This window comes from Rubrimonas sp., assembly GCF_036788415.1.
In the GTDB taxonomy this organism is placed as follows: Bacteria; Pseudomonadota; Alphaproteobacteria; order Rhodobacterales; family Rhodobacteraceae; genus Rubrimonas.
Genome location: NZ_DAIQNN010000010.1, coordinates 1 through 17,179 on the forward strand (window position 1 = coordinate 1; position 17,179 = coordinate 17,179).

17 protein-coding genes are annotated in these 17,179 nt (G+C 70.6%); 14 read left to right on the top strand and 3 right to left on the bottom strand.

All coding sequences use genetic code 11. The features are described 5' to 3' along the window. The first annotated feature begins 77 nt into the window (after window positions 1-77). Genes V7Q31_RS04435 through V7Q31_RS04450 form a run of 4 tightly spaced genes read left to right on the top strand, consistent with a single transcriptional unit; the run spans window position 78 to window position 4,185 of the window. On the top strand, window positions 78-908 hold the full coding sequence (locus V7Q31_RS04435; RefSeq protein ID WP_333832469.1) for a carbohydrate ABC transporter permease: 831 nt from the start codon (window positions 78-80) through the stop codon (window positions 906-908). A 12-nt stretch (window positions 909-920) separates the two neighbouring features. Further along, entirely contained in the window at window positions 921-1,922 is a 1,002-nt protein-coding gene (locus V7Q31_RS04440) for an ABC transporter ATP-binding protein (protein WP_333832470.1), read from the top strand. Then, complete coding sequence (locus V7Q31_RS04445; RefSeq protein ID WP_333832471.1) at window positions 1,919-2,692, top strand: L-iditol 2-dehydrogenase; 774 nt, start codon at window positions 1,919-1,921, stop codon at window positions 2,690-2,692. The genes V7Q31_RS04440 and V7Q31_RS04445 overlap by 4 nt, the downstream gene beginning before the upstream one ends. Next, entirely contained in the window at window positions 2,680-4,185 is a 1,506-nt protein-coding gene (locus tag V7Q31_RS04450) for a mannitol dehydrogenase family protein (protein WP_333832472.1), read from the top strand. Before V7Q31_RS04445 ends, V7Q31_RS04450 begins: the two co-directional genes overlap by 13 nt. 69 nt (window positions 4,186-4,254) lie before the next feature. Here V7Q31_RS04450 and V7Q31_RS04455 read toward each other — a convergent pair whose 3' ends face one another. Further along, window positions 4,255-5,160 (bottom strand): sugar kinase, encoded by a 906-nt coding sequence (locus V7Q31_RS04455; RefSeq protein ID WP_333832473.1) that lies wholly within the window; start codon window positions 5,158-5,160, stop codon window positions 4,255-4,257. Then, the gene (locus tag V7Q31_RS04460) at window positions 5,153-5,860 is read right to left on the bottom strand and encodes a GntR family transcriptional regulator (protein WP_333832474.1); all 708 of its coding nucleotides are present in this window, start codon (window positions 5,858-5,860) and stop codon (window positions 5,153-5,155) included. The genes V7Q31_RS04455 and V7Q31_RS04460 overlap by 8 nt, the downstream gene beginning before the upstream one ends. Window positions 5,861-5,983: 123 nt before the next feature. Here V7Q31_RS04460 and uxaC point away from each other — a divergent pair, with 123 nt between their 5' ends. From uxaC to V7Q31_RS04510, 10 genes are read left to right on the top strand one after another with little or no spacing between them, the layout of a single operon-like run. After that, window positions 5,984-7,387, top strand: coding sequence for a glucuronate isomerase (gene uxaC / locus V7Q31_RS04465; protein ID WP_333832475.1), 1,404 nt, complete (start codon window positions 5,984-5,986; stop codon window positions 7,385-7,387). Window positions 7,388-7,414: 27 nt separating this feature from the next. Then, window positions 7,415-8,401, top strand: coding sequence for a TRAP transporter substrate-binding protein (locus V7Q31_RS04470; RefSeq protein WP_333832476.1), 987 nt, complete (start codon window positions 7,415-7,417; stop codon window positions 8,399-8,401). After that, on the top strand, window positions 8,401-8,994 hold the full coding sequence (locus V7Q31_RS04475) for a TRAP transporter small permease (protein WP_333832477.1): 594 nt from the start codon (window positions 8,401-8,403) through the stop codon (window positions 8,992-8,994). Before V7Q31_RS04470 ends, V7Q31_RS04475 begins: the two co-directional genes overlap by 1 nt. A 3-nt stretch (window positions 8,995-8,997) precedes the next feature. Next, complete coding sequence (locus V7Q31_RS04480; RefSeq protein ID WP_333832478.1) at window positions 8,998-10,278, top strand: TRAP transporter large permease; 1,281 nt, start codon at window positions 8,998-9,000, stop codon at window positions 10,276-10,278. Next, complete coding sequence (locus V7Q31_RS04485) at window positions 10,275-10,598, top strand: cupin domain-containing protein (protein WP_442976351.1); 324 nt, start codon at window positions 10,275-10,277, stop codon at window positions 10,596-10,598. Before V7Q31_RS04480 ends, V7Q31_RS04485 begins: the two co-directional genes overlap by 4 nt. A 28-nt stretch (window positions 10,599-10,626) precedes the next feature. After that, window positions 10,627-11,451: a 5-dehydro-4-deoxy-D-glucuronate isomerase gene (kduI, locus tag V7Q31_RS04490; protein ID WP_333832480.1), complete on the top strand. Its 825-nt coding sequence runs from the start codon at window positions 10,627-10,629 to the stop codon at window positions 11,449-11,451. Beyond that, window positions 11,448-12,173 carry a 2-dehydro-3-deoxy-D-gluconate 5-dehydrogenase KduD gene (gene kduD / locus V7Q31_RS04495; RefSeq protein WP_333832481.1) on the top strand — a complete coding sequence of 242 codons (726 nt, stop codon included), beginning with the start codon at window positions 11,448-11,450 and terminating at the stop codon, window positions 12,171-12,173. The genes kduI and kduD overlap by 4 nt, the downstream gene beginning before the upstream one ends. Next, complete coding sequence (locus V7Q31_RS04500) at window positions 12,163-13,575, top strand: mannitol dehydrogenase family protein (protein WP_333832482.1); 1,413 nt, start codon at window positions 12,163-12,165, stop codon at window positions 13,573-13,575. Before kduD ends, V7Q31_RS04500 begins: the two co-directional genes overlap by 11 nt. Next, entirely contained in the window at window positions 13,572-14,732 is a 1,161-nt protein-coding gene (gene uxuA / locus V7Q31_RS04505; RefSeq protein WP_333832483.1) for a mannonate dehydratase, read from the top strand. Before V7Q31_RS04500 ends, uxuA begins: the two co-directional genes overlap by 4 nt. Further along, on the top strand, window positions 14,725-16,263 hold the full coding sequence (locus V7Q31_RS04510) for a UxaA family hydrolase (protein WP_333832484.1): 1,539 nt from the start codon (window positions 14,725-14,727) through the stop codon (window positions 16,261-16,263). Before uxuA ends, V7Q31_RS04510 begins: the two co-directional genes overlap by 8 nt. A 19-nt stretch (window positions 16,264-16,282) precedes the next feature. Here the strand turns inward: V7Q31_RS04510 and eda are convergent, their stop codons facing one another. Then, on the bottom strand, window positions 16,283-16,909 hold the full coding sequence (gene eda / locus V7Q31_RS04515) for a bifunctional 4-hydroxy-2-oxoglutarate aldolase/2-dehydro-3-deoxy-phosphogluconate aldolase (protein ID WP_333832485.1): 627 nt from the start codon (window positions 16,907-16,909) through the stop codon (window positions 16,283-16,285). Window positions 16,910-17,179: the final 270 nt, after the last annotated feature.

A 17,179-nucleotide genomic window follows, 5' to 3' on the forward strand; every position in this document is an offset into this window, starting at 1 on the left:
TCATCCTCGCCAACATCGTCGCGCTGTTCCTGATGCGCATCGTCGGCAAGAACCTGGACCGCTGAGGAGAATCGACCATGGCGCGCGCCGTCACTCCCGGCCGCAAGGCCTTCAACACCGCAGTAGCATGGGGCGTCGGGCTGCTGATCTTCTTTCCGATCCTGTGGACGATCCTCACCAGCTTCAAGACCGAGGCCGAGGCGATCGCCGATCCGCCGCTGTTCCTGAACTTCGCCTGGACGCTCGAAAACTACGCGGTGGTGCAGGAGCGCTCCAACTACATGCGATTTCTGGTGAACTCGGTCATCATCGCCGGCGGCTCGACTCTGCTCGGCATCCTCGTCGGGGTGCCCGCGGCCTGGTCGATGGCCTTCGCGCCGTCCAAGCGCACAAAGGACATCCTGCTCTGGATGCTCTCGACCAAGATGCTGCCGGCGGTGGGCGTTCTCTATCCGATCTATCTGATCTGCATCGAGCTCGGCGTACTCGACAATCGCGGAGCCCTCGTCTTCATCCTGATGATGATCAACCTGCCGATCATCGTCTGGATGCTCTACACCTATTTCCGCGAAATCCCCGGCGAGATACTCGAGGCCGCGCGGATGGACGGCGCGGGGCTGAGGGCGGAGATCCTCTACGTCCTCACGCCCATGGCGATCCCCGGCATCGCCTCGACGATCCTGCTGAACTTCATCCTCGCCTGGAACGAGGCCTTCTGGACCCTGAACCTGACCGCGGCCAGCGCTGCGCCGCTCACGGCGTTCATCGCAAGCTACTCCAGCCCCGAGGGTCTGTTCTACGCGAAGCTGTCGGCGGCCTCGACGATGGCTATCGCCCCGATCCTGATCCTCGGCTGGTTCAGCCAGAAGCAACTGGTGCGCGGCCTGACCTTCGGCGCCGTGAAGTAAGGGATACCGACCATGGGACAGATCGCGCTCGAGCAAGTGGCCAAGAGCTTCGGCGACGTCAACGTCATCCAGCCGCTGGATCTGACCATCGAGGACGGCGAGTTCTGCGTCTTCGTCGGCCCATCAGGGTGCGGCAAGTCCACCCTGTTGCGGCTGATCGCGGGGCTCGAGGACATCACCTCGGGCGCGATCAGGATCGACGGCGTCGATGCGTCCGACACCCCCCCGGCGAAGCGCGGCCTCGCCATGGTGTTCCAGTCCTACGCGCTTTATCCGCACATGACGGTGCGCAAGAACATCGCCTTCCCGATGAAGATGTCGGGCGTGCCCGAGGCCGAGCAGAAGCGCCGGATCGAAGCCGCCGCCAAGGCGCTGAACCTCACCGACTATCTCGACCGGCGGCCCGGGCAGCTCTCGGGCGGCCAGCGTCAGCGCGTCGCCATCGGGCGCGCGATCGTGCGCGAGCCGGCGGCGTTCCTCTTCGACGAGCCGCTCTCGAACCTCGACGCCGCGCTGCGGGTGGGCATGCGGCTCGAGATCAGCGAACTCCACAAGCGGCTCAAGACCACGATGGTCTACGTCACGCATGACCAGGTCGAGGCGATGACCATGGCCGACAAGATCGTGGTTCTTCGCGCCGGAAATATCGAACAGATCGGAAGCCCGCTGGAGCTATACCGAAATCCCCGCAATCTGTTCGTGGCCGGCTTCATCGGCTCGCCGAGGATGAACCTGATCGAGGGGAACGCCGCGGCGCAACACGGGGCCGCGACCATCGGCATCCGCCCCGAGCACATCGAGGTGGCCGAAAACGGCCCATGGCGCGGCACGGTCGGCGTCGCCGAGCATCTGGGTTCGGACACCTTCCTTCATGTGCTCGGGACGGGGCTCGCCGAAAGCCTCACCGTGCGCGCGACCGGCGAGGTCGGGTTGAGATTCGGCGACGCCGTCGCGCTCGCGCCGCGCGAGGACCAGATCCATCGCTTCGACGCCTCCGGCATGAGGATCGCATGATGCGGCTTCAGGGAAAGAGCGCGCTCATCACCGGCGCGGCCCGCGGCATCGGGCTGGCCTTCGCGCGCGCCTACGTCGCCGAAGGCGCCCGGGTGGCGCTGGCCGACATCGACATCGCCCGCGCCCGGCGGGCCGCGCAGGACATCGGCGACGCGGCCATCGCGGTGGAAATGGACGTCACGCGGCAGCAGAGCATCGACGACGCCGTGGCCCGGACGGCCGCCGCGTTCGGACGGATCGACATCCTGATCAACAACGCCGCCGTCTTCACGGCCGCCCCCATCGTCGAGATCACCCGCGAGGACTTTGCGCGGACCTTCGACATCAACGTTGCGGGCGCCCTGTTCACCCTGCAGGCCGTGGCGCGCCACATGATCGCGGCCGGCGTGAAGGGCCGGATCATCAACATGGCGTCGCAGGCCGGCCGGCGCGGCGAGCCGCTGGTCGCCGTGTATTGCGCGACCAAGGCCGCCGTGATCAGCCTCACCCAGTCGGCGGGGCTCGACCTGATCCGGCACGGGATCAACGTCAACGCGATCTCGCCCGGCGTGGTGGATGGCGAACACTGGGACGGGGTCGACGCGTTCTTCGCGAAATACGAGGGCAAGGCCCCTGGCCAGAAGAAGGCCGAGGTCGGCGCGGCCGTCCCCTTCGGCCGCATGGGCGTGGCCGAGGATCTCACCGGCATGGCCGTGTTCCTCGCGAGCGACGAGGCTCGTTACGTCGTCGCGCAAACCTACAATGTGGATGGCGGACAATGGATGAGCTGACTGCCGGAGAACCCGTGCGCCTGAGCCGCGCTGCGTTGCGCGACATCCCGGAGACGGTCGGCCGCCCGAACTACGCCGCCGGCGATCTGAGCCCCGGCATCGTCCATATCGGCGTCGGCAATTTCCACCGCGCGCATCAGGCGTGGTATCTGCACCGCCTGATGCAGCAGGGACTCGCGCGCGACTGGGCGATCGTCGGGGCCGGCGTGCGCCCCGCCGACGCCGCCATGCGCGAGCGCCTGCTGGGGCAGGACTGTCTGACCACGCTGATCGAACTGCGCCCGGACGGCCGGAGCGCCGAGATCTGCGGATCGATGATCGATTTCCTGCCGGTCGAGGACGACAACGCCGCGCTCATCGCGCAGATGGCGGACCCGGCCATCCGCATCGTGTCGCTGACGGTGACCGAGGGCGGGTATTTCGTGAACTCCGCCACCGGGGCGTTCGATCCGGCGCATCCCGACATCGCCCGCGACGCCGCCGATCCGGCGCGTCCGCGCACCGCGTTCGGCGCCATCGTCGCCGCGCTGCGCCGGCGCCGGGAGGCGGGCCATGGGCCCTTCACCGTGCAGAGCTGCGACAACCTGCGCGGCAACGGCGCCGTCGCGCGCGACGCGGTCGTGGGCCTCGCGAGGCTGTCCGATCCCGCGCTGGCCGACTGGATCGCGGCCCGCGGGGCCTTTCCCAACTCGATGGTGGACTGCATCGTTCCGGCCACCGGTCCGGCCGAAATCGCCGCGGCCAGGGCGCTCGGCGTCGACGACGCGGCGCCGGTGACGCATGAGGCCTTCCGGCAATGGGTGATCGAGGACGCGTTCTGCGCCGGGCGCCCGGATTGGGACCGCGTCGGCGCGACCTTCACGGACGCCGTCCACGACTACGAGGCGATGAAGATCCGCATCCTGAACGCCGGCCATCAGGTGCTCGCCAACGCCGGCGAGCTGCTGGGCGTGGAAACCATCGCCGACTGCATGGCGCATCCTCTCATCGCCCCCTTCTGGCGGAAAGTCGAGCATGAGGAAATCGTCCCTCACGTCGTCGCCGTTCCCGGCATGACGCCGACCGACTACGTCAGGCTGATCGAGGGCCGCTTCGCCAATCCGGCGATCCGCGACACCACGCGCCGCGTCGCTTTCGACGGCTCGTCGCGCCATGCGGGCTTCGTCCTGCCCATCCTGCGCGACGCGCTGGCCGCAGGCGCGCCGATGGACGGTCTCGCGCTGGTGGAGGCCCTCTGGGCGCGCATGTGCGCCGGATCGCGCGAGGACGGGGCCGAGATCGCGCCCAACGATCCGAACTGGCCGTCCCTGCGCGCGACCGCGCTCGCCGCCCGCGCCCGGCCCGCCGCCTGGCTGGAACAGGCCGACACCTACGGGACATTGGCGCAGGAGCCTCGCTTCGCAGACGCTTTTGGCGAATGGCTTCGCATGGTCTGGAGCTCGGGAACGGCGACGGCGCTCCAAAGATTTGCCCGGACGCCCGGACAGGCGTGAGCTTCGACGCGCAGGTCGGCGAGCCCCCGGCGCGCGCCGCGCCAGATCGTCCGGACGCCGTCCGTCCGGTCAGCTTCTCTCGGGCTCGACCAGCGCGCCGGGCGCGCCGATGACCCGCCGCGCGAGCGCCGCCCCCTTCTCCATCGCGGCGCGCAGGTCGTAGCCCGTCGTCAGCGCAGCGAGAGCGCCCGCGTTGAAGCTGTCGCCGGCGGCGGTGGTGTCCACGACCCGCTTCGCCGGACGGGCCGGCAGGCGCGCCTCGCCGGTCTCGTCGCGACCGAGCGTCTCGCCCGCGCCGTTCTTCACGATCACGACCCGCGCGCCCGCCGCGGCGTAGCGGTCCGCCGTCGCCTCGGGCGAGGCGTCGGCGAAATGCGCGGCCTCGTCCTCGAAGGAGGGCAGGGCGATGTCGGCGACCGCGGCGCCCGCCATGATCGCGGCCCGCATCGTCGCGGCGTTCTCCCATAAGCGGGGTCGGATGTTGGGGTCGAAGGCGACGGCGGCGCCGCGCCCCCGTTCGGCCGAGACCGCCGCGAGCAGGCGCGCGCGCGCGTCGGGGTCGAGAATCGCCAGCGTGATTCCCGAAAAATAGATCAGCCGCGCGCCCGAGAGCGCCGCCTCGAGGGCCGCGGGGTCGTCGGCCAGCGTTCGCGCGGCGGATTGGCCGCGCCAGTAGACGAAGGAGCGCTCGCCCTCCCGAAGCTCGATCAGATAGGCGCCGACGGTGCGGTCTGCGCGCCGCGCGACATGCGTCGCGTCGAGCCCGGACTCGCGCAGAAACGCCTCCATCCGGTCGGAGAGCGCATCGGCGCCGATCGCGGTCAGGTAGCCGACCGACCAGTCCGGGGGCAGCAGCCGGCGCGCGTACCAGGCGGTGTTCAGCGTGTCGCCGGCGAAGCCGAGCGCGTAGAGCCCGCCTGGCCGCGGCGACATCTCCACCATGCATTCGCCGATGGCGAGGAACCGGTCAGCCATCGCCGGGCGGGCCTTCGAAGAACGCCTCCTGTTCGGCGCGGATGCGGCGGATCTGGAGCTTCAGGCGCGACAGATGCCGGCGCATCTCCTCGGCCGCACGGTCGGCGTCGCGCGCAGCGACGGCGTCCATGATGCGCTGATGGTCCTCGACCGCCTCGTGCGACGCGAAGGCGAGCGACAGCAGGCGCACGCGGTCCATGTGCGACTTGTTCTCGCGGATCACCTCCCAGGCGTGGGCCTGTCCCGCCGCGGCGCAGAGCTCGCGGTGAAAGGCGTCGTCGAGCGCGTGAAAGCCCTTTCGGTCGTCCGCGGCGACCGCAGCGCGCTGGCGCGCGATCAGCTCGGCCAGCGCCGCCATGCGCTCCGGCGTCATCTTCTCGCACGCGAGCCGAACCGTCTCGGCCTCGATGGCGAGGCGGATGAAGCGCGCTTGCTCGACCATCGTCTCGGAAATCGGCGCGACGATCGTCGCGCGCTGAGGCCGGATGGTCATGAAGCCGAGCTTTGACAGCCGGTAGAAGGCGTCGCGCACCGGCTGGCGCGAGACGCCGAGCGCGCGCGCGACCTCGACCTCCGAGAGCTTCGCGCCGGGAGGCAGGTCCAGAGCGACGATCTGCCGGTGCAGTTCCTCGAAGACCGTGTCGGCGACCGACGGACGGACGATCGGCTCAAGCGACCGCAGCGTGGCGAGTTCGGCCATTGCGCACCCCGATTGACAGCCCCCTGTAACTAGCATATTAGCCAACTAACCGTCTGGGAAGGGTCTGTCGATCCTCTCCGGCGAAAAGGCTCCGCAAAGGAGCGGTTTCAGGAGGAGCGCGGGGTGGCTCTGCTGTGTCCTGACCGGCTTTTCCCGCCGGACCCCGCCACTCGCGACCTGGCGCGGGCGATCTACGAGGAGGTCAAGGACCTTCCCATCGTCAGCCCGCATGGCCACACCGAGCCGCGCTGGTTCGCCGAGGACGACGCTTTCCCCGATCCCGCCCGCCTGTTCGTGACCCCCGACCACTATGTGTTCCGGATGCTCGTGTCGCAGGGCGTGGCGATGGCCGATCTCGGCGTGCCGCGCATCGATGACGGGCCGACCGAGACCGACAGCCGCGCGATCTGGCGACGTTTCGCCGAGCATTACCGCCTGTTCCGGGGCACGCCCTCGCGGCTCTGGCTCGACCACGCGCTCGAGACGGTCTTCGGGATCGAGGAGCGTCTGTCGGCCGAGACCGCCGACCGCCTCTACGACCGCATCGCCGACTGCCTGGCGCGGCCAGAGTTCCGGCCCCGCGCGCTCTACGACCGTTTCGGCGTCGAAGTCATCGCGACCACGGACAGCGCGCTGGACGATCTGCGCTGGCACGCGACGATCCGCGAATCGGGCTGGCATGGGCGGGTCGTTCCCACCTACCGGCCCGACGCCGTGATCGACCCCGACGCGCCGGACTTCGCCGCCAACGTCGCCCGCCTCGGCGAAATCACGGACTGCGACACGGGGAGCTGGGAGGGGTATCTGGAAGCGCACCGCGCGCGCCGGGCGTTCTTCAAGAGCTTCGGTTGCACCGCCACGGATCACGGCCATCCGTCCGCGGCGACGGCGAACCTCTCGCAGCGCGAGGCGGCGGACCTCTTCGCCCGCGTCCTCGCCGGGCCTACCCCGGCGGAGGCCGAGGCCTTCCGCGCCCAGATGCTCACGGAGATGGCGAAGATGAGCCTCGACGACGGGCTCGTCATGCAGATCCACCCCGGCGCGCGGCGCAACCATTCCCCGGAAGTCTTCGGGGCCTTCGGGCGCGACAAGGGTTTCGACATCCCAACCCGCACCGATTACGTCGCCGCTCTGAAGCCGCTGCTCGACGCGGTGGGGATGCGGGCGGAGCTGACCGTCATCGCCTTCACCCTCGACGAGAGCGCCTATGCGCGCGAACTCGCGCCGCTCGCCGGGGCCTATCCGGCGCTGCGGCTCGGCCCTGCCTGGTGGTTTCACGACAGCCCCGAGGGCATGCGGCGCTACCGCGAGATGACCACCGAGACCGCGGGCTTCGGCAACACCGTCGGCTTCAACGACGACACCCGCGCCTTCCTGTCGATCCCGGCGCGCCACGACATGGCGCGGCGCGTCGACGCCGCCTTCCTCGCCACGCTGGTCGCCACGGGGCGGCTCGACGCGGACGAGGCCCCAGAGGTCGCGCGCGACCTCGCATACGGGCTCGCGAAAGCGGCCTATCGGCTCTGAACGATCGAAAAAATGGGAGAAAACGCCATGAACGGACCGACCCGACTGACCGCCCTGCTGCTGGCCTCCGCCTCGTTCGCCGTCGCCGGCGTCGCCGGCGCCTGCGAGATCACCCTCAAGTCCTCGGACACCCATCCCGACGGCTATCCGACCGTCGAGGCGGTGAAATACATGGGCGAACTCGTCAAGGAGCGCACCGGCGGCCGCATCTGCGTCGAGGTGTTCCATTCCGCCCAGCTTGGCGAGGAGAAGGACACGATCGAGCAGACCAAGTTCGGCGTGATCGACCTCAACCGCGTGTCGATGGGCCCGTTCAACAATCTCGTCGAAGAGACCAAGGTCGTCTCGCTGCCCTTCATCTTCCGCTCGCCCGAGCACATGCATACGGTGATGGACGGCGAGATCGGCGCCGACATCGCCAAGGGCTTCGAGCAGCACGGCTTCGTGGCGCTGACCTTCTACGACGGCGGCGCGCGCAGCTTCTACAACCGCGAGAAGCCGATCGACTCGATCGACGATCTGTCGGGCATGAAGATCCGCGTCATGCAGTCCGACATCTTCGTCGACATGATGACCGCGCTCGGCGCCGCCGCGACGCCGATGCCCTATGGCGAAGTCTATTCCGCTATCCAGACCGGCGTCATCGACGGCGCCGAGAACAACTGGCCGTCCTACGAATCGTCGGGCCATTTCGAAGTCGCGGGCTATTACACGCTCAACGAGCACCTGATCGTGCCGGAAGTGCTGGTGATGTCGAAGCTCTCCTGGGACAAGCTCTCGCCCGAGGACCAGGCGGCGATCCGCCAGGCCGCCAAGGACTCCACGCCGAAGATGCGCGAGCTCTGGGCGGCGCGCGAGAAGGCGTCTGAGGAGAAGGTGCGCGCGGCCGGCGCTCAGGTCGTCACGGAGATCGACAAGGCGCCCTTCATCGCCGCGATGGCCCCAGTCTACGAAAAGCACGTCACCTCGCCCGCGCTCAAGGACCTCGTCGCCCGCATTCAGGCGACCGAGTGATGCGTCTCCCGGCCCGCGCGCCGCGCGGGCCGGGGCTTTCGGGGGAGGACGCCATGCTGTCGGGACTGGCCGCGCTCGCGCGCGCCTTCGGAGTCGTCGCCCGGATCGCGCTCTGGATCGCCGGAACGTGCCTCGTGCTGATGACGGCCTTCGTCGCCTGGCAAGTGTTCGCCCGCTATGTGCTCGGCCAGCCCCAGACCTGGACCGAGCCGCTCGCGGTGCTGCTGATGGGCTGGTTCATCTTCCTCGGCGCGGCGGTGGGCACGCGCGACGGCTATCATCTGAGCTTCGACGTGCTGCTCAGCGTGCTTCCGCTGCGCGTGGGCGCGGTGTTTCAGACGATCTCCGACGTCGTGGTGGGCTGCTTCGGCGCCGGCATGGTCTGGTTCGGGGGCGAGCTGATGGTCGGAACCTGGGGCGCGCCGATGCCGACGCTCGGTCTGCCGACGGGCTTCGCGCTGGTCCCCGTCGTGCTCGGCGGTGTGATGGTGACCCTGTTCTCCATAGAGCGCGTCCTGCGCCGGGCGGCCGGGCTGCATACGGCGCGCTTCGGCGACGAACATCCTTCCGACGAACAGCCGGCGGAGGGCTGAGCCATGGAACTCGCCGTTCTCTTCGGCACGTTCATCTTCCTGCTGCTGATCGGCACGCCGGTCGCCTTCTGCCTCGGCGTGTCGTCCTTCGCGACGGTGCTCTATCTCGGGCTGCCGCCGCTGGTGGTGTTCCAGCGGCTCAATTCGGGCGTGTCGGTCTTCGCGCTGATGGCGATCCCGTTCTTCATTTATGCGGGCGACCTGATGGTGCGCGGCGACATCGCCCGGCGGCTGGTGGGGCTCGCAGGCGCGATGGTGGGCCATCTGCGCGGTGGGCTGGGGCAGGTCAACATCCTCGCCTCGGTGATGTTCGGCGGCGTCTCCGGCTCGGCGGCGGCGGACGCCTCGGCGGTGGGCGGGCTGATGGTCCCGCAGATGAAGGCGCGCGGCTACGGGGCGGATTACGCGGTCAACATCACCGTCACCTCCTCGATCATCGCGCTTCTGCTGCCGCCCTCGCACAACATGATCATCTATTCGATCTCCGCCGGCGGGCGGCTGTCGATCGCCGATCTCTTCACCGCGGGCATCCTGCCGGGGCTGTTGCTCGCCCTGTCGCTCATGTTCACCGCCTTTTGGGTCGCGAAGAAGCGCGGCTACCCGACCGAGGCGTTCCCCGGCTGGCGCATGGTCGGCACGCTGTTCGTCAGCGCCGTCCCCGGCCTGATCCTGATCGCGATCATCTTCGGCGGCGTGCGGTCGGGCGTGTTCACCGCCTCCGAAAGCTCCAACATCGCCGTCGTCTACGCGCTGGCGGTGACCCTGCTCGTCTATCGCTCGCTGCCCTGGGACCAGTTCGTCGCCGCCACGCTCGGCGCGGTCCGCACCACGGCGATGGTGCTGCTGGTGATCGGCTGCGCCGCGGCCTTCGGCTGGCTGCTCGCCTATCTCAAGGTGCCGACGATGATCGTCGGCTTCATGAAGGACTTCTCCGACAATCCCCTCGTCATCATGCTGATGATCAACGTGTCGCTGCTGATCCTCGGCACCTTCATGGACATGTCGCCGCTGATCGTCATCACCACGCCGATCTTCCTGCCGGTGGCGATGGCTTACGGCGTCGATCCGATCCATTTCGGCGTGATCCTGATCCTCAATCTCGGCATCGGGTTGTGCACGCCGCCTGTCGGCGCAGTGCTCTTCGTCGGCTGCGCAGTGGGCAAGATCTCGATCTGGGAGTCGATGAAGACGATCTGGCCGTTCTACGGCGCCGCCGTCTTCACCTTGATGCTCGTCACCTACATCCCCGCAGTCTCGCTCTGGCTGCCGGCCCAGTTCCGATGAAGGAGGCGCCCTTGCCCTATGCAGTCGTCGAGACCGGCCCTGGGGTCGCGCGGCAGGTCCTCGCGGACGACCCCGCGCTGATGACCGTCGCCTTCCGCTTCGCGCATGCGGGCGCAGAGGGCGCGCCGCACAGCCATCCGCATGTGCAGACGACCTTCGTCCGTTCGGGGCGCTTCCGCTTCACCCTCGGCGACGAGGTCCGCGAAGTCGGTCCCGGCGACAGCTTCGCGATCCCGTCCGGGCTCGCCCATGGCTGCGTCTGCCTCGAACCCGGCGAGCTGATCGACAGCTTCGCGCCGCGCCGCGACGATTTCCTGTGACCGCGCCCCTGCACCCGAGGACCGCCCGATGCTGACCGTCGAAACCCGCCCCGCAATCTCCCCGCGGGAAGCCCGCGCGATGGACACCGCCGCGCTGCGCGCGAATTTCCTCGCCGAAGGGCTGTTCGCCGACGACGAGATCCGGCTGGTCTACACCCATTACGACCGGATGATCGTCGGCGGCGCCGTTCCCGCCGGGGGCGCGCTGACGCTCGACCATGTCCGGGAATGCGGCACGGCCTCGATCCTCGACCGTCGCGAGATGGGCGTCGTCAATGTCGGCGCGACCGGGGCGGTGCGCGCCTCGGGCGAAGTCTGGACGCTGGAGAAGGGCGACGTGCTCTATCTGCCGATGGGCGCGGGGCCGGTGGTCTTCTCGGGCGACGGGCGGTTCTACATCGCGTCCTGTCCCGCCCATGCGCCGCTTCCGCCGCGGCTGGTGCGGCTGGGCGAGGCGAAGAAGCTCACCCTCGGCGCGCCGGAAACCGCGAACCACCGCACCATCAACCAGTTCATCCATCCCGAAGTCATGCCGTCCTGCCAGCTCGTGCTGGGCTACACGCAGTTCCATGGCGGCTCGGTCTGGAACACCATGCCCGCGCATCTGCACGACCGGCGCATGGAGGCGTATCTCTATTTCGACTTGCCCGAGGGCCAGCGCGTCGTCCACCTGATGGGCGAGCCGGACGAGACGCGCCATCTGATCGTGGCCAACGAGCAGGCGGCTCTGTCGCCGCCCTGGTCGATCCATTGCGGCGCAGGCACCGCCAGCTATGCGTTCATCTGGGCGATGGCGGGCGACAATGTCGATTACCGCGACGTCGAACCCGTCGCGATGGACGCGCTGCGATGAACCCGTTCTCGCTGGAAGGCCGCACGGCGCTCGTCACCGGCGCCAATGCCGGCATCGGTCAGGCCGTCGCGGTGTCGCTGGCGCGGGCGGGCGCGCATGTCGTCGCCGCCGGCCGCACCCCTTGCGACGAGACGGCGGCCCTGACCGGCGGCGAGACGATGATCCTCGATTTCGCCGACCCGATGGCCGCGCGCGACGCGTTCTCGGCGCGCCCGGTGGACATCCTCGTCAACAACGCCGGAACCATTCGGCGCGCCGATGCGGAGGAGTTCTCCGAGGCGGACTGGGACGAGGTGATGGGCGTGAACCTCAAGGCCCTGTTCTTCACCTCGCAGGCGTTCGCGAAAGCCGCCTTCGCGCGCAAGGCGGGCGGGCGGATCGTCAACATCGCCTCGCTCCTGTCCTTCCAGGGCGGGGTCCGCGTCGTCTCCTACACGGCGTCAAAGCATGGCGTGGCGGGGGTGACGCGGCTGCTCGCCAACGAATGGGCGGCGCGCGGGATCAACGTCAACGCCGTGGCGCCCGGCTATGTCGAGACCGCCAACACCGCGCCCCTGCGCGCCGACCCCGAGCGGTCGAAGGCCATTCTCGACCGCATCCCCGCCGGTCGCTGGGGCGCGCCCTCGGACATCGCGGAGGCTGTCGTGTTCCTCGCCTCGCCCGCCGCGGCCTATGTCCACGGCGCGATCCTGAACGTCGACGGAGGCTGGCTTGCCCGCTGAGCGCCTCGCCCGCACCGCCCCGCCGACGCCGGTGGGGATCGTGCATCTCGGCCTCGGCGCCTTCTTCCGCGCCCATGGCGCGATCTATGTCGAGGAGGCGATGGCGGCCTCGGGAGGTGCCTGGGGAGTGCTCGGCGTCTCGCTCCAGTCGCCCGTGACGCGCGACCGGCTCGCGCCGCAGGGCGGGACCTACACCGCGCTCGAACTCGGACCGGAGGGCGACGCCGCGCGACATGTGCAGTCGGTGCAGGGCGCGCTCGTCGCGCGCGAGGACCCCGTCGCCGTGCTCGAAGCGATGGCGGCGCCCGGGGTGCGGATCGTCTCGCTGACCGTCACGGAGAAGGGCTACCGCCACGCGCCCTCGACGGGGCGGCTCAACGTCGACGACCCCGACATCGCGCGCGACATGGCGAACCCCGCGCCGGTCACCGCGCCCGGCTTCCTCGTCCGCGCGCTCGCGCTGCGGCGCGCGCGCAGCCTGCGCCCCTTCACCGTGCTGTGCTGCGACAATCTTCCAGGCAACGGGAGGGTGGTGCGCGAGGCGACGCTCGATCTCGCGCGCCGGATCGAGCCGGGGCTCGCCGACTGGATCTCCGCCGAGGGCCGCTTCCCCGCGACCATGGTGGACCGGATCGTCCCGGCGACCAAACCCGAGGACCTGCTGCGCGTCGCCGCTCTGACGGGCCGCGCCGACGCCGCCCCGGTGGTCCATGAGCCGTTCCGCCAATGGGTGGTCGAGGACGATTTCGTCGACGGCGCCCGCCCCGACTTCGCCGCCGCCGGCGTCGAGCTGGTCGCCGATGTCACGGCGCATGAGCACATGAAACTGCGGATGCTGAACGGCGCGCATTCCGCGCTGGCCTATCTCGGCTTTCTCGCCGGGCGCGAGACCGTCGCCGACGCTGTCGCCGACCCCGCGCTCGCCCGCTTCGCGCGCCGGCTTTGGGCCGAGGAGATCATCCCCTGCGTCGCTCCCCCGCCCGGCGTGCGGCTCGACGCCTACGCCGCCGCGCTGTTCGCGCGCTTCGCCAATCCCGCGATCCGCCACCTGACCTGGCAGATCGCCATGGATGGCAGCCAGAAGCTGCCGCAGCGCATCCTCGACACGGTCGCGGCGAACCTCGCCGCAGGTCGGCCCTTTCCCCGGCTGGCGCTCGCGCTCGCCGCGTGGTCGCTCTATGTCCGCGGCGTCGATCTCGCGGGCGCCCCGATCGACGTGCGCGACCCTATGGCCGACCGGCTGCGCGACGCGGCGACCGGTCCCCGCCCCGTGGAGGCGCTGCTGGGCGTGCGCGAGATCTTCCCCCCCGACCTCGCTTGCGCGCTCGCGCCGAAGCTTGAGGCCGCCCGCGCGGTGCTGCTCGCGCGCGGGGTCGCCGGCGCGCTGGAGACCCTGACATGATCGAAAGCTGGCGCTGGTACGGACCCTTCGACCGCATCGCCCTGTCCGAGATCGCCCAGACCGGCGCCGCCGGGATCGTGACTGCGCTGCACGAGATCCCCTATGGCGAGGTCTGGCCGCGCGAGGCGGTCGCCGCGCGCCGGGCCGAGATCGAGGCGGCGGGCTTTCGCTGGGTCGCGGTCGAGAGCCTGCCGGTCCATGAACGCATCAAGCGCGGCGAGGGCGATCTCTCCGGGCTCTTCGCCAATTACCGCCAGAGCCTCGCCAACCTCGCGGCGGAGGGCGTGACGACGGTCTGCTACAATTTCATGCCGCTGCTCGACTGGACGCGGACGGACCTCGCAGCCCCCGTGGCGCGCGGCGGAACCTGCCTGCGCTTCGACGCGGCGAAGATGGCGGCGTTCGAGATCCACATGCTGGGGCGGGCGGCGGCGGCGGACGACTATGCGCCCGAGGCGCTCCGCCGGGCCGAGGCGTGGAACGCCGGCGCTTCCGACGCCGATCGCGCGGAGTTGCTGCACGCGATCATGTCGGGCCTGCCCGGAGCCTATGACCGATACGACGTCGAGGGGCTGCGCGCGGCGCTGAACGGCTATCAGGGCCTCGACCGCGCGGCGCTGCGGGCGAATTTCCGCCGGTTCCTTCAGGAGGCGGTCCCCGCCGCCGAAGAACTCGGCCTGCGCCTCTGCGTCCACCCCGACGATCCGCCGCGCGACATTCTCGGCCTGCCGCGGATCGTCGCGACCGCCGATGATGTGCGCTTCGCGCTCGCGGCGGTCGACAGCCCCGCCAACGGGCTGACCTTCTGCACCGGCTCGCTCGGCGCCAACCCCGCCAACGACCTGCCCGCCATGGCCGCCGAGTTCGGCCCGCGCGTCCACTTCGTCCATCTGCGCAACGTGCGCAAGGAGCCCGACGGCAGCTTCGAGGAGGCCGCGCATCTCGACGGCGACACCGACATGGTGGCGGTCGTCGCGGCGCTGCTCCCCGCGACGGCGGGGCGCGACGTCGCGTTCCGGCCCGATCACGGCCACGCGCTGCTCGACGACGCCGCGCGCGGGACGCATCCGGGTTATCCGCTGATCGGGCGGCTGCGGGGCCTCGCCGAACTGCGCGGGGTCGTGCGCGCGCTGTCGCATGGCGCTCGCGATGGCTGACGCGGAGGGCGCCGGCCCCATCGTCCTCGATCCGTCCGACACGGTCGCGATCCTGCCGGCGCGCGCGCCTGCCGGGGCCGACCCGCTGGGGCTGGGGCGACCCCTCGCAGGGCCGGTCCCGGCCGGCCACAAGCTCGCGCGCGTCGCGCATCCGGCGGGGGCGCCGGTGGTCAAGTTCGGCCAGATCATCGGCCACGCCACCGCGCCGATCGCGCCGGGCGCGCATGTCCACAGCCACAACTGCGCGATCGCCGAGCACGACCGCGACTACCGGATCGGGGCCGATCTCGCGACGGCGCAGGCTGCGGCGCGCGCGGTCGCGCCGCGCAGCTTCCTGGGCCATCGGCGCGCCGACGGGCGGGTCGGAACGCGCAACGTGATCGCGCTGGTCGCTACGGTGAACTGCTCGGCGACGGTGATCCGCCGGGCCGCAGCCGAGATCGAGGCCTCGGGCCTGCTCGACGCCTATCCCGCGATCGACGGCGTCGCCGCCTTCGCCCACGGCTCGGGCTGCGGCATGAACGGCGCGGGCGAGGGCGCGGCGATGCTGGAGCGCACGCTGTGGGGCCATGCGACCCACCCCAATGTCGGCGCGGCGATCTTCGTGGGCCTCGGCTGCGAGGTGATGCAGATCGCGCGCATGCGCGCGCGCCACGGCGCGGCGGACCCGGACCGCTTCCATGGCCTGACCATTCAGGAGACCGGCGGCGCCCGCGCGACCATCGAGGCGATCAAGGCGCGCGTGGCCGACCTCGCGCCCGAGGTCGGCGCCTCCCGCCGCGTCCCTTGCCCCGCATCCGCGCTGAAGGTCGCGCTGCAATGCGGCGGCTCCGACGGCTTCTCCGGCATCACCGCCAACCCGGCGCTGGGCGCGGCGTCGGACCTGATCGTCGGGATGGGCGGGACGGTGATCCTGTCCGAGACGCCCGAGATCTACGGGGCGGAGCAGCTTCTGCTCCGCCGCGCCGCCTCGGCGGAGGTCGCCGAGCGCCTGCTGGAACGCATCCGCTGGTGGGAGCGCTACACGGCGACGCTCGGCGCGAGCCTCGACAACAACCCCTCGCCCGGCAACAAGGCCGGCGGGCTGACGACCATCCTCGAGAAATCCCTCGGCGCCGTCGCCAAGGCCGGCGCCACCCCGTTGACCGCCGTCTACGGCTACGCCGAGCGGGTGGACGCAGCCGGCCTCGTCTTCATGGACACGCCGGGCTACGACCCGGTGTCGGTGACGGGCCAGATCGCCGGCGGCGCGCAGGTGGTCGTATTCACGACCGGGCGCGGCTCGGCCTTCGGCTCGCGGCCCGCGCCGACGATCAAGCTCGCGACGCAGTCGAGCCTCGCGCGCGCGATGCCGGACGACATGGACGTCGATTGCGGCGACATCCTCGACGGCGCCTCCAGCATCGCCGCCAAGGGGATCCAGATCGTAGAGGCGATCCTCGCCGTCGCAAGCGGCGCGCGCACCGCCTCGGAGCGCGCGGGCTTCGGCGACGCGGAGTTCGCGCCCTGGCAGATCGGCGCGGTGCTCTGACGACCGCCGCTCCGGCGGCTCAGTCGCGCCGGAGCGCGGCGGCCTCGCGCGATAGCGCCTCGATGCGCGCCCAGTCTCCGGCGGCCACCGCGTCGGCGGGCGCCACCCAGGAGCCGCCCACGCACAGGACGTTCGGCAGCGCGAGGTAGTCGGGCGCGTTGCGCGGCGTCACCCCGCCGGTGGGACAGAAGCGCAGCCGCTGCAGCGGCGCGGCCCATGCCGACAGCGCCGCCGCCCCGCCATTCGCCTCGGCGGGAAAGAATTTCAGCGTCTCCAGCCCCCGCTCGGCGGCCTTCATCGCCTCGGTCGGCGTCGCGACGCCCGGCAGCATCGGCAGGCCCACATCCTCGGCGGCGTCGAGGATCGCATCGGTCGCGCCGGGCGAGACGCCGAACGTCGCGCCCGCCGCCTTGGCCGCGCGCACGTCCGCCGGCCCCAGCAGCGTCCCCGCGCCGACGACCGCGTCGGGCGCCGCGTCGATCATGGCGCGGATCGCGTCGAGCGCGTCCGGAGTGCGCAGCGTCACCTCCAGCGCCCGCAGCCCGCCCGCGACCAGCGCGCGCGCCAGCTGTCCGGCGCTGCGGACGTCGCGCACGACGAGCACCGGTAACACCGGGGCGATCCGGCAGATCTCTTGGATGGTCATGGATCGGTCCCTCGAAGCTGGGGAGGTGGGCGGCGCGCCCGACCATACCGCCTGCGCGGCGACGTCGAGAATACCCGCGATCGAAAAGTTCGACAGGGAGGCCGGGACGGCGGCTGTCCGGGTCGCGTCCCGCCGCGGTCTCCGACGGTCTCGTTCGCAACCGCCTCTCGCACCGCCTCGCCGCAGCGAGGCGCCGCCGGTGGGCGGACAGAGGGGCTGTGCGGCGAGGGCCCCCCGAAACAAGAGGGCCGCGCGAGGCTTCCCCCGCGC